This is a genomic window from Microcoleus sp. Z1_B2, from assembly GCF_036700325.1.
In the GTDB taxonomy this organism is placed as follows: domain Bacteria; phylum Cyanobacteriota; class Cyanobacteriia; order Cyanobacteriales; family Microcoleaceae; genus Microcoleus.
In genome coordinates this window covers 116590-129691 of the sequence record NZ_JAUBOQ010000003.1, presented here as the reverse complement: position 1 = coordinate 129691, position 13102 = coordinate 116590, and the positions used below count along the sequence as shown (strand labels likewise).

Here is a 13102-nt window from a genome sequence, read left to right as displayed (position 1 = left end):
TCTCACAGCAACGCGCACAAATCAGAAACCGGGTTTTTGCCACAATATTTGCTTCCCAGTTTGGATTTATCGAAAAAACCCGGTTTCTCTCACCTCTGTGCAGGCGGTGCGTCGCTGTGAGATTGTCGATTTGATTTGCAAATTACTGATGGCGACGCACCCTACTATCTTGAATCGGGTGCAAAGATGACTTCCAAAAAAAAAATTAAAGCGCGCGCAAGAGGGTAAACAGGAAAAAGGGAAAAGGGCTAAAGAGTCAAGAAGAGTCCTCACAGACAAGACAGGGAGGAAGGGACAGCCAAAGCAACCGCTACACGAAAACCCCTGCACGGGCCCAAAAAGCCCGAGTAGCGCCGAGGGAAGAAGCTGCGGAAGGCAGCACGGCAATTGACCGCACCGCTCCTCCACGAACCTCCACGCAGCACTCCGCCACTACTTGTTCCAGTTTCCCAAGAACTTCCGTCAATCGGTGCGCCGTCATAGTTAATGTGCACCTTATCGCTGCACCATTCGCTGACCTGACCGTGCATATCATAAAGTCCAAAGGCATTCGGGCCAAAACTCCCTACATCTATCGTTTGTCTGCGAACAAGTCCCTCGGGCGCTGCACCATAGGGTTGATAACCGTTATAATTAACTAAATCCGTGGTAATTGTCTCGCCAAAATAGAAAGGTGTTATAGTTCCGGCGCGACAAGCATATTCCCATTCTGCTTCCGAAAGTAAGCGATAAATCTTGCCTGTTTTTTCAGAAAGTTTCCGGCAGAATTCTACAGCCTGATTCCAGCTTACGTTTTCTACAGGAAGTTTTTCACCTCTAAACTCCGATTGATGATTTCCCATAACTGCTTGGTACTGTGCTTGGGTGAGGGGGTATTTTCCTGCATAAAAAGCTGGTAATGTTACTTGATGCTGCGGACTTTCCTTATCTTTTCTATCTCGCTCTGTTTCTGGCGAACCCATCATAAATGTGCCTCCGGGAATGTAAACCATTTCGAGCACAACTCCATTACCTAAGTCTTCCGGGAAGTAATGAGCCGCATACTTTCTACGACTGTTTTCTTTTCCTTCAGCATCCACTGTAATGACATCAAATTCAAATGTAGGGAGATAGTCTTGAAACTGCGGTTTTATCTTTAAATCATCTCTATCTTTCAGGAGTGAATAGGCAGCAAGTTTCACCTGCATTGATTCCTCGCGCAAAGCTTGCATTATCACATCTAAGCCAGCTTCTCCATATTTGAGTGCTTCGGAGAGGGCGGCGATTCTCACTTCGACAATGGGTGAGGCTAATCGGCTTTTAACACCAGGAATGCCTCCGAGTACCGCAGCATTGACAGGAATTGAATTTTGACCGCCACGGACGGCATCGTATTCTCTGGGTTGATTTTGATTGTCTGACATTACACCGCACGATCCTGCATTTTAATTGAGCAAAATTTTGTTTTGTGATGTCAATATCTCAGGGTTCGATTCTTAGTTTCTTTCTTTGCGCTCTTAGCGGTGCGGTGCGTCGCTGTTAGATTATTGGTGGTGCTTCCAGATTTTTGGTGGCGACACACCCTACTAATTGGGTGCGGTGCGTCGCTGTGAGATTGTTGGTGGTGCTTCCAGATTTTTGGTGGCGACGCACCCTACGATTGCTATATATATGGCGGCACGGATTCCCATGATTTAATGATATGTCAATAGCGCGAAAATGTCAAGCAAAATTGTCATTCGATCGCCCAAAATTTTTCATCAAATTCGATATGTCGATCGCACTTATTTTTTAACTTTCAAATCTCCTGGGCCAGCTTTTTGTTGTCCGGTGCGAAAAACAACGACTCCGTTTTCACGAGCAACTAAATCTATTTTAAGCGGGCCGGCGATGTAAGTGACATCTGCCGCGATCGCCTGAACGTCCAGCGGTTTCTCGTACTGCTGCAATCGCTCGATAAAACCAGCTAAAGTTTCAATCTGACTGTCGGCCACTTGAACTCTACCGCCGACAACGCCGATTAGGCGAGCGCGAAATTGACAAGCTTCTATCAATTGCAGCAACTGCTGCCGCACCTGTTCGTCAGTCAAAGTCACCGGATCGACAGCAACCCCTGCAATCACATCTCCAGCGCGGAACACAACTCGATTGATTTCTGCTTCTGCAAATACCTTAATTAGCTTTTCTTCCCGCAGGTAATTAGCGCCGGCAACAATTCGCACCACGTAGTCTTGACCGTCTTTAATCTGACTAATTAGTTGATCGATTTCTGCTTTAGTAATTTGAATAACCTGATCCCTAACCTTGGTATTTTCCGGCTGCATCAGTCCGACGGTGGTTTTATTTGCTTCTTGCAAAAGCCGATCGATCGCGCGACTCGCCATACCGGGTTCAATAATGCGAACCACGCCAGCAGCTAAAATTTGACCGCGCCTGATAGCAACTGTACCCTCGCGGATTGCCTGAAAGTCGCGTTCCAAAATTTGCACTTGCTGCTGCAAGACAGTTTGTTGCTGTTCGAGTTGAGCTTGTTGCTGTGCCAAGGTTTCTAACAGTGCTTCCCTCTCGGCAATTACTTTGTCGCGCTCGACAATAGTTCGATCGCGCTCGGCGAGATTTTGCATTCGCTGGGCAATTTCCTTGTCTCGCTGGGCAATTAGTTCGTTGCGATCGACAATTTCCTTGTCCCGCTGGGCAATTTCTGCGTCTCGCTTGGCAATTTCTGCGTCTCGCTGGGCAATTTGAGTTTTTACCTGCTCTCGCTGCTCGATTAACTGTTGCCGTTCCTCTTGCAGTTGGGCGATTTCCGATCCTAAAGCCGTTTTTTGAGCAGAAACTGTTTTCAATTGGTTCTGGGTGCGATCGAGCTGAGCTTGTGTAGTCGATCGAATCGTTTCCACCAGTTTCAATTGTTCTTCGGTGCGGGATTTAGCTGCTTCCACGCTCCTGAGCTGTTCTTCTGTCTTAGATTTAGCCGCTTCTACCTGACTTAACTGCTCTTCAGTTTTAGACTTAGCTGCTTGCACGCTGTTGAGCTGGGCCCGCAGCGAGTTTAATTTTGTTTGCGTCAGAGCTTGCTCAGCATTAGCTGCTTGGAGGGATTGATTTATTTGCTCTAAATTGGCTCTAGCTTGCGCTTGAGCGGCTCTGGCTTGAGCTAATTCAGTTTCAACTCGATTTTTTTCTTGAGTGGCTTGGTTGATTTCTCTGCGGGCGTTGTTGAGCCTTTTTTGAATCTCGTCTATTCTAAAAACTCCCGTTCGCAGTGGCTTGCTAGTAGCAAACAAAATGCCCAGAGTCAGTGCTGACAAGATGCTGCCAGCCATTACTGTCACAACAACAGCAGTATCGCGGGGGCGAAGTTTGAATAAGCTCAACCTTGCCTTGCCGACTTTCGTCCCAAGGCGATCGCTGACAGTGGCGATCACACCCCCCAACACTAAAATTACAAATACCAGGATGTATCCAGCAGTCATTCCGATTTTAGATTTTGGATTTTGGATTTTGGATTGAATCTAAAATCCAAAATCCAAAATCCTATACTTTCTCGGCATCAAGTGAATTGCTGGCTTAAAGCCACCGGGTTGTGGACTGTGATCTTTTTCTTGTGGATCGAGATCATGGTTTCTTGTCTGAGATCCCCGAGCAAACGAGTCACAGTTACCCGTGTCGAGCCGATCGCTTCGGCGATCGCCTGGTGGGACAGCTTCAAATCTATCGTAATCCCCTCTGTACCGGGCACGCCAAAATCCCGGCACAGAATCAGCAAAAAGCTGACGAGTCTCGAACCCATATCTCGGTGGGCCAGCGTTTCGATCATCATCTCAGTTTGCAAAATCCGAGACGACAGTCCCCGCAGCATCACCATCGACAGTTCCGGGTCTTCCTTGAGCGCTTTCTCGACTTGTTCGATCGGCAGCGAGATCAATTCCACCGGCGTAAAGGCTACCGCGTGGTAAAACCTGTCCGATCGGTGTCCCGTAATCAGAGACAGCACCCCAAATACGCTATTTTCGCGCAGGAGGGCGACTGTAATTTCTTCCCCTGCTTCGTAAACCCTGGAGAGCTTCACAGCACCTCTAATGAGAACGTAGACGCGCTCAGCCGGGTCTCCAGGGAAAAAAATTGTCTTGCCCCGTTCAAAGGTTTCCACAATGGGTGGAAACGCCCCGCCGCTGATTTGGCGGAACACGGCTGCTAGCGGTCTATCATGCGTCACGACTAGATCCTTTGTACTAATCAATACTTTATAACTTGCCGATTAACCTTATTGAGTAAATATACTGCCCAACCTCCAATATCCAAGGATTCTGTTACTTCCATCTAATGTTAAGGTAAACACGCACTGTATGATTAAATCTAGCCCTTCTCTTAACTTTTTCAATTCCGCCCCCATGTAGCTCCACAGCAAAATTAATATCAATTGTGTCTCAATTGTGTCTCAATTGTGTCTGAATCAGTTAAATCTGAATCAGTTGTGTCTAAACTGGCGGGGTTGTCAGATATAGCCAATGAGAACGGTGCAAGTTGCTTTTAGATAAACTACAGATGATAGATTTGACCGGAAAAAATGCTCTTGTTACGGGCATTGCCAACAATCGCTCGATCGCCTGGGGCATAGCTCAGCAGCTCCACAAAGCTGGGGCCAACCTCGGCATAACTTATTTGAAGGACGAGAAAGGCAAGCACGAGCGTAAAGTCGCTGAACTGGTGGAACCGCTCAATCCCAGTCTGTATTTGCCCTGCAATGTCCAAGACGAGAGCGAAATTGAGTCTACTTTTAAAACCATCGCCGACAAGTGGGGCAAGTTAGATGTCCTGATCCACTGTCTGGCTTTTGCCGGCAAGGACGAACTTTCGGGAGACTTCACCAACACTTCGCGCCAAGGTTTCTCCAATGCTTTGGATATTAGCGCTTACTCGCTGGTGCGGCTTTGTGCTGCTGCTAAACCCCTGATGGCCGAGGGCGGCAGTATTGTGACCCTGACTTACTTGGGCGGCGTCCGGGTAGTTCCTAATTATAATGTGATGGGAATTGCTAAGGCGGCTTTGGAAATGAATGTTCGTTATCTGGCTGCTGAACTGGGCCCGTTAAATATTCGGGTAAATGCGATTTCTTCTGGCCCGATTCGGACTCTGGCTTCGTCAGCAGTTGGCGGTATTCTGGACATGATCCACCACGTTGAGGAAGTGGCCCCGCTGCGGCGGACGGTGACTCAGCAGGAAGTGGGAAATGCTGCGGCTTTTCTGTGCAGCAATCTCGCTAGCGGGATTACGGGTCAAGTTTTGTATGTCGATGCTGGTTACGAAATCATGGGAATGTAACAGTTGTTGAGAATTTTGAGTTATGTAGGGGCGGGTTTAGACAATAAACTTTAACTTTAACAAGTAAGTTTTATCTCGCATCTTCTTGCACCATTTTCAAGAACCTGTAGGGGCGGGTTCACCAAAAACTTTCTCCCGTGACAGACAGGTTAAATAAACCCGCCCCACCCACCAAAAATCCCTTGATTGACATTGGTGTCTGATGTCAGTTGCATGGAGAACCAGCCCCTCGCTTGAGACTCAACACTAAAAAAATCCCGTCCTCAAATTACTAATTATCAATAACTAATGAATGACCAATTGCGAATTATGGAGATAATCGATCGCCCTTCTCTTCCTCCTGCAAATTCAGTTCAACCAGCTAGGGCCGCCTTGGTGAAACGCACGACACTGGAAACGGATGTCACGGCTAGCCTCAATCTCGACGGTGTGGGAACTTGCAAGGCGTCTACGGGGATTCCGTTTTTAGACCATATGTTGCACCAGATTGCTTCTCACGGATTGATCGATTTGGACGTGCAGGCGATCGGGGATTTGGAGATTGACGACCACCACACGAACGAAGATGTGGGAATTACCTTGGGCCAGGCCCTAGCAAAAGCTGTTGGGGATCGATCGGGCATTTCTCGTTTCGGACATTTCATCGCCCCTTTGGATGAAGCTTTAATAGAAGTAGTCCTAGACTTTTCGGGACGGCCTCACTTAAGTTACGGCTTGGAAATTCCCAACCAGCGGATCGGCACTTACGATACTGAATTAGTGAGAGAGTTTTTTTCGGCGGTGGTGAACCACACTCAGATGACACTGCACATTCGACAGTTGCAGGGGGGAAATTCTCATCACATTGTAGAAGCGGCGTTTAAGGCATTTGCGCGAGCTCTGCGGATGGCGGTAGAAATCGATCCGCGGCGCGCCAGTCGGATTCCGAGTTCTAAAGGAGTTTTGTAGTATGGGGTTTGCAGTAGCCCAGAAGCGCTACTGCAAAGCTGTCAATCAAAATATATCTGCTATATAGTTAAAAACGCCTTGACTTCCCTCGCCGTACTTTCCGATAAATTCAGCGATGATTCGATCGCTACACCTTTCTATAGCTTCATCAATAGAACTTTGTGCTAAAACTTGACTAGCCGACTGACGCAACACTTCAAACAGATTAACAGTATAGCGAGTATCTTCACTGACAAAATCCCACAGTTCTCGACCTATTAAAGTGATCATTTCCGAATTGGGCAAAATTTGCTTCAGTAAACCAAGTGTTACAGTTTTATTAGTTCTTTTACCGTAAGCTATACCGATATAAGCGCGATCGCCCTCCTGAATTTTTTCCTCAATTTTGGCAGCCCAATATACTATCTGGTCTTTATCCATATCATTTGGGCCGCTTTTTACCTGTATCCAGCATTTCTCGCCATCACTGGTAGTTTTAATTGCGTCCCATCCTGACTTGCCGGGTGGACTTTCTGCACTTTCAGAGCAAGATATCAATAGTTTTTGAATAAAAAATCCCATTGAAGTGACAATAGACCTAGTAGCAGTCATATAAACATTGAGCCGGACAACTTCTTCGGGAGTGTCCAGATTTAACGCCCTGATTAAAAATGGGTTGGGATGAATTTTCCCTAAAGTCAGATTTTCAACCATAACTAGCTGTCGCCCAGTAAAATCTCGACAAATACTGGCTAAAAAATTTTCAGCGATAGTAAGTTGCAGCGACAGCTTGCCTGAAGATATAAATGCTAAAATGCGTTCAATCTCATCGGAAGTAAATCTGATCGCTCTTTTGCCCGATATGCTGCTGATGCCGTTTCTGAGTGTTGCGGCTTCTAAGTTGAAAAATTCTTCTAACTCAGCAAAGTGACCGGCGAAAGAGCGAGACTTGCTGGCAGGCAATCCTATTTCTTTCTCTAAGACAAATGCTAATAATTCATGAAGTTGCTCTGACACTTTTATTTCTCCTCAACTCTCTTTTAAATATTAGTTAACTGAAAAGAGAAAGCTGTTGACTTATTTCTCTTCCTCTAACTTGATCGCCCTTAATTACCTGACAAAGGTACTTACCGATCGCCTCTCCCAATAATACCGGAACTGCATTCCCAATTTGCCGATATTTAGAAGCAGTTGAGCCATAAAAAACCCAATCGTCTGGAAACGTCTGAATTCGGGCGCACTCCCTTACACTCAAAGGACGCAATTCATCGGGATGACACATATCTGTAGCCTTTTGATGAGGACTCGTTGTGACAGTAGGCGACGGTTTTTCCCACGCTAAGCGTCGATAAAAACCAACTTTACCGCCTTCTGATTTATAAGCTCCTCCCATTGCTTCTTGCTTTAATTCGCTGGGTAAATCCCTCCAGTTTTGACCTGCTGTTAACAGGCGCAAATACTTGACGCGACTTTCTGAGTAAGGGACAAATTCGGGCTGAGAATCTACTAAATCTTTTAATCCTTCTCTTAGCGTCAGCCATTTGGGTTTTTTACCAGTACCTTTCTGACTGTAACTTGGGAGCGGCAAAGTAACTGAATCATTACCTTTATAACCAATAAAGATAACTCTTTCTCTAACTTGAGGAACGCCGTAATCAGCAGTATTGAGCAAATCATACACAACTTCATAACCAATGCGTTTCATCTCTGCCAAAATCACTTGTAAAGCTGCACCTGGCATCTCATCTGGTTCTAATTGCGGGAAATCTAAACCTCTGCGATCGTGAGGTCGATGTCGAAGCGGAGCTGACAGCAATCCCTTAACATTTTCCATGATAAAAAAGCGCGGTTTGATTTCGTCAACAATGCGTATGAAATCCATAAATAAGCTACCGCGCGGATCGCCAACAGACCCCCGTTTTCCGGCTGTGCTGAAAGGTTGGCACGGGGGGCCACCAGTCACTAAATCTACTTCATCAGCGCGCAGAGGCCTATCTAAACCTAAGATTTGTCCGCCTTCTTGTAATAGAGTTTGGGCGCTAACTTCGCAAATATCTCTCGGTACTGCTGATACGGATAAATGAGGACGATTTAGAGAGATAGTTTTGGTAGCATCAGGTTCGATTTCTACTAAACTTACTGTCTGAAATCCTGCTTTTTCTAGACCTAAATCTAAACCGTAGGCTCCAGCAAAGAGGCTAATAGTTATCGGTTGGTGGTTAATCACAGGTTTTTGCCTTAAGAACAGCTTGGATCATTGCTCACAATTAAGTTGATGGGAATTTATTTTAATGAACTGCATAGGGCGCAGAAGAAGCTGAGGAAGAAAAGAGACAGAATATAAGAGAAGACAGGACTTACGCAGAACCTCTATATGTAGGTGTGCAGCGCACACCTTACCGCTAAAAGCTCAAACCGGAATTACCGCTCAATCTATCCAAACTTCGTCAAGAATCGGAAAGCATCGAGTACGTGACTCGCACAAACGTAAGGCGAAGTATTGTAAAAAGCTTGCCAAGCCGCCGCTTTATCTTCGTCGTATTTACCCGCTCTTTCCGGGTGTTTTCCTTGCCAATTCAGCCGGACTGCGTGACCGACTAATACATCTAAAACGATGTATTCTTCTACTTGCAATTCTGGGTTGCGCTGGGCGATCGCAGCCAACTCCATCAGCGCCTCAATATTGACTTGTCGGTATTCTGGCGCCACAATTTTATTCAGCAAATGCTCAATTTGTAGCGCAAAATTCTTTTCCCCAGGCGTCATTTCCGATAAAATGATATGGCTATCTAACCGATTGCGCCGCTCTAATTTGTCGCCAATTATCAAGCCTTTGCAGTGCCGCAGTAGTCCCCAAACACTCGGATAAAAATCCTTCGGTACGCGATTGACTGTACCTTCCATTTGCCGTTTCCGACGCCATCCTCCCCCAGGCATTGTTGGTTCTTCAGAAACTGGCGCTACTACCCATTCAATGTCTTTTTCCGGCTGTTTGACGCGCAGGGATTCTTGCTGTTTGAGGATTTGATTCATTTCCTCGTATTCCGTCAACACTTGGCGCAGGCGATTTTTGATTTCAAAGGGACTTAGCTGCATTAAATGTTCGTAAGCTTCATTTTGCGTAACTCCTAATTCGCGGGCAAACTCGCTAGTCAGCAGCAAAATAAAGTAGCTAACTCTTAGCGTCAGCAGGCCTTTAAATAACTGCGGTTCGGCTTTAATTAGCAGGCCAAGGTAGATGAGAACTTCTTGAGTTAGAACTCGATCGCGAATGTCTTCTCCACAGAATTGGCGAATTTTGTCCATCACTTCCGTATAAGAACCCGGTCGCGAAATTATCGAATCTTCGCTGTAGGCTTTCCCCACAGCAATCTGTTTTTGCCGCACCAAAATGTCTGTCACCGCATCGGACAAACTGATATCAACTTTGTCCAGCAAACCTGCGGCATGACGGATGACTGCCCATTGGATTTTTGATTGGGAACTTTCTCCAGCTTTTATATAAACTTCGTTGAGTAAATCCACAACTTTAACTGTTTCTTCCGCCCCACCAAATCCCGTATCAAAGTTTAATCCTTTGAGGCGAACTAACGTGTGCAGCAACTCAATTTGTTCGTACAAGTTTTCTGAATCACGCAGGCTAGTTAGCAAGAATTGAGTATTAGTTTCGCACTCTAATTTAAATTCTTGCGTGTGACCCAAAGGCCAAGTCTTTTCAGGATTGTAAGTTAGATAGCTGCGCGTTTCTACTGCACCTGTCACCGGAGATTCGGTAAATTCAAAATCGTGCATGAAATCAATTCTTTCGGTGCCAGCGGTCAGCATTAACTGCTTAAGATTTCCGAGTTTAACGGGCGTGTTGTTACAGTGTCCATCCCGAAATTCCTTCATTAATTCTAACAACGCTTCCCGGCCTGTTTCCAGCATCGTGTGAGTCAGCATCAGCGTTACCGTAGGGCGTCCCAACTGATACCAGTGGCGGTGAATGTGAGCTATTTCGCTCTTGATTTGAGCTACTAAAAAATGGTAATCTAAAGTTAAGTAAAACTCTTGTCTGTTCAAAAATGAGGGGAGAAATACGATCGCCTCTTCGCGAATTTTAAACACCCGAGAAGTGGTTAAACTCCGCAGACGGCGCACGGGGCGGCCGGTTAAGCCTAATTGGTCGTTGCGTCCAATTTGCGTGTAAATAGCTGATAATTCTTTAGTCTGGCGGACTTGAATAGGTTCTACCTGTTTTGGGGTTTGGGCGGCAATGCCGTTAGCGGCTAATTCTGCTTGCAAATCTTCGTCTTCAGCTAACAGTGCAATTTGCACTAAAGGTTCTCTGTGTTGGCCGACTGACAGATGCCTTCCCAGCGGGTCGATGTCGCCAACTGCGATTAATCCTTCGTTCAGCAATTGACCGAGAAAATACAAACTTTGCGCCCAAACGAGGGGAATATTTTCATTAGGTAAGCGCTGCTGGCTGCTGGGATTGAGCTTTTCTGCTTCAATATTTTCGGCGGGGACGTAGTACAATTCTGGTAGTAGCGGCACACCAGAGCGATCGACTGCTAAAGATTCCAAACGCTGCTGGTACTCTTGCACTTGGGCTTGATTTCCCTGAAATATGCCGTCCAAGAGCAAATAAGTGAAAAATAGTGGCCACTCGCATTCAATGTGCTCGAACTGCCTTAATTCTGTGGGCTCGTAGTGCAGGCGATCGGCATCTTCCAACACTGTTTGGTGTCCGTCCCGCAGAAACCGCTTGCAGCCGTAATTTCCTTGCAATTTGTCAATAATCTTATTTCGAGTCCGTTCTATTAATTCTCGATCTTCCACAGCAAAAGCCGGAAAGCTAATCACACTCAATAAAGCGGCATCTACTTCTTTTGAACTCGATTCGCGAGGCAAAAGCGATTCCAAAGTTATGCGACTTCTGGCAATTTCGTCTGGCAAAACGTGTATCACCGATGCTTGAGAGCCTTTAATTCCGAACAAATCCAACCCATTTATTGCTTCCAGCGCTGCTTTTGCCATGCCAACTGAACTGGCGTTCAATTCTGCATTGCCGCGATTGATTTTATGACCTCTTTCCCAAATTCCGTAATCCGGCGTGCGGTAGGCTCTACCGATGTAGTAAACTAAATTTTGCACGAAATTGACTTCATCAATTGTAAAAATTACGTGCAGCCCGGAAGCCGTCATTTGAGCAAGAATTAATAAGAATATAGATGTAGCGTCTAACTGTAAATGTCCCCACTGGTCATCACCGACAACAATACTTCCCGTTTGAGTATTGTATTTAGCGTGCAGGGCGTCTAGCGGCGACTGAGTATTTTTAAAACGTTCTACTTTGCTCGATTGCTGCATCATCGCAAACAGCAAGCCGCGCATCAGTTTGACTGTGCTGTGTTCGAGTTCAAATGTCCTGCCCTGATCTCCATCAATTTTGCGGTAAGCTAAACCCAAACCCCAAACCGCGAGAATGCTGTACACGTTGTCGCGCACCCAGGCATCGGTGTAGTCGCCGTGGGCGTTAACGGCGGTACTCGCGGGCAGCAAACCAGTAATTGGGTTCTGGCGCTTGAGGATGATGGTTTTGATTTGCTCGTAGTAATAATCTAACCTGGTTTGCCGCTGGTTTTTTGCGATCGCCATTTCGTTTTCCTGCTTTTTCCTGATGCGAGTAGATTTGGGGTGAATAGACTTTTAAATATATCAGAGATTAGATTATTTCTCAAGTTATCCAAACACAAAAAGGTAATTGCCATGTCTACCCAAAACCACAATAACAACAGCGTTCCTTTCGTGAAAGTTGTCTACTCCACAGTGAAAATTAATGGTAAAATTGAGCTAGTACCGATGGAATGGTACGCAGACGGCTCTGTCAAAAAAATCGAACGCTAATGCTCGATCGCACTTGGCGGGCAAACTCTAATGAACTTGCGCGACTCGTCGCTTACAAAAAAACCGGTTTCTGGGCCACAGAACGATGACTTAACAGACTCTTGGTGGCACAAACCGGGTTTTTTGCGACCAAAACTGGTCTAGCGTCGATCGCCAATCTAAGCTAATTTAAATAACTAGGTGTGTAGGAATCTCAAAGAAAAAAATATGGATCGATCGCGCCCGCAATTTTCAGTGCTGGGACTACCAGTTCACATATTAGATGATTATGCAGGTTGGCTGATGGAGCGTCTGCATCAAGGGTTAGGAAGTCATGTGGTGACTTTGAATGCTGAAATGGCCATGCAAGCCGAGCAAAATCAGGCCTTAGCAGATGTAATCCGCAAAGCGGAACTCGTGATTCCCGACGGTTCGGGAGTGGTGTTGTACTTGCGGCTGCGTGGCAAACCGGCACAGCGCTATCCGGGGATTGAATTAGCAGAATCGCTGTTAGAAGCTGCCGGAAACTTGCCGAATTCTGAATCAATATTTTTCTTCGGAGGTCACCCCGGAATTGCGGAGGCGGCAGCAGAAAATTGGCAGCAAAAAGTTAAGGGATTGTCGATTGTTTCTCAGCATGGATATCTCTCGCCACACGAACAAAAAGACTTGGATCAAAGCTTGAAAGAAATGCAGCCAAAACTGATTTTTGTGGGCTTGGGAGTGCCGCGCCAAGAGTTTTGGATTGCCGAACACCGGCATCTTTGTCCTGATTCGATTTGGGTGGGAGTTGGCGGCAGTTTTGATATTTGGGCGGGCAAAAAAACTCGCGCCCCTGCTTGGTTTTGCGACAATCATTTAGAATGGTTGTATCGGCTTTATCAAGAACCTTGGCGGTGGCGGAGGATGTTGGCTTTGCCACAATTTGCCTTGAAAGCTTTGGGGGATTTTCGAGCTTAAAAATGCCACAATAAAATAGGTTTGTAGTGAGGACTAAAGT

10 protein-coding genes are annotated in these 13102 nt (G+C 46.1%); 4 read left to right on the top strand and 6 right to left on the bottom strand.

Annotated features, from left to right (window positions below; genetic code table 11):
* Positions 1–269: 269 nt before the first annotated feature.
* The 3 genes from QT984_RS02445 to ntcA all read right to left on the bottom strand — a co-directional run bounded on the left by QT984_RS02445 (position 270) and on the right by ntcA (position 4198).
* Positions 270–1403, bottom strand: coding sequence for a formylglycine-generating enzyme family protein (locus QT984_RS02445; RefSeq protein WP_333373063.1), 1134 nt, complete (start codon positions 1401–1403; stop codon positions 270–272).
* 360 nt (positions 1404–1763) lie between these two features.
* A complete protein-coding gene (locus QT984_RS02440; RefSeq protein ID WP_333269649.1) occupies positions 1764–3455 on the bottom strand; it encodes a DUF3084 domain-containing protein in 1692 nt (563 codons plus the stop codon).
* Positions 3456–3532: 77 nt separating this feature from the next.
* Positions 3533–4198, bottom strand: coding sequence for a global nitrogen regulator NtcA (gene ntcA, locus QT984_RS02435; protein WP_006634020.1), 666 nt, complete (start codon positions 4196–4198; stop codon positions 3533–3535).
* Between the two features lie 329 nt (positions 4199–4527).
* Between ntcA and fabI the strand changes: the two genes are divergently transcribed.
* Together fabI and hisB are read left to right on the top strand one after the other, a co-directional pair.
* Positions 4528–5304: an enoyl-ACP reductase FabI gene (fabI, locus tag QT984_RS02430; protein WP_333101974.1), complete on the top strand. Its 777-nt coding sequence runs from the start codon at positions 4528–4530 to the stop codon at positions 5302–5304.
* A 309-nt stretch (positions 5305–5613) separates the two neighbouring features.
* Entirely contained in the window at positions 5614–6252 is a 639-nt protein-coding gene (hisB, locus tag QT984_RS02425) for an imidazoleglycerol-phosphate dehydratase HisB (RefSeq protein WP_333295506.1), read from the top strand.
* Positions 6253–6297: 45 nt separating this feature from the next.
* Here the strand turns inward: hisB and QT984_RS02420 are convergent, their stop codons facing one another.
* From QT984_RS02420 to QT984_RS02410, 3 genes are all read right to left on the bottom strand, one after another.
* Positions 6298–7248, bottom strand: a complete 951-nt coding sequence (locus QT984_RS02420; RefSeq protein ID WP_333373059.1) for a PmeII family type II restriction endonuclease — start codon at positions 7246–7248, stop codon at positions 6298–6300.
* A gap of 34 nt (positions 7249–7282) precedes the next feature.
* Complete coding sequence (locus QT984_RS02415) at positions 7283–8458, bottom strand: DNA cytosine methyltransferase (RefSeq protein WP_333373056.1); 1176 nt, start codon at positions 8456–8458, stop codon at positions 7283–7285.
* Between the two features lie 206 nt (positions 8459–8664).
* Positions 8665–11874, bottom strand: coding sequence for a glycoside hydrolase family 15 protein (locus tag QT984_RS02410; protein ID WP_333373053.1), 3210 nt, complete (start codon positions 11872–11874; stop codon positions 8665–8667).
* Between the two features lie 111 nt (positions 11875–11985).
* On the opposite strand from QT984_RS02410, the gene QT984_RS02405 reads away from it, so the two are divergent.
* Complete coding sequence (locus QT984_RS02405) at positions 11986–12123, top strand: hypothetical protein (RefSeq protein ID WP_333038037.1); 138 nt, start codon at positions 11986–11988, stop codon at positions 12121–12123.
* Between the two features lie 207 nt (positions 12124–12330).
* Positions 12331–13062 carry a WecB/TagA/CpsF family glycosyltransferase gene (locus QT984_RS02400; protein WP_333052515.1) on the top strand — a complete coding sequence of 244 codons (732 nt, stop codon included), beginning with the start codon at positions 12331–12333 and terminating at the stop codon, positions 13060–13062.
* Positions 13063–13102 lie beyond the last annotated feature (40 nt).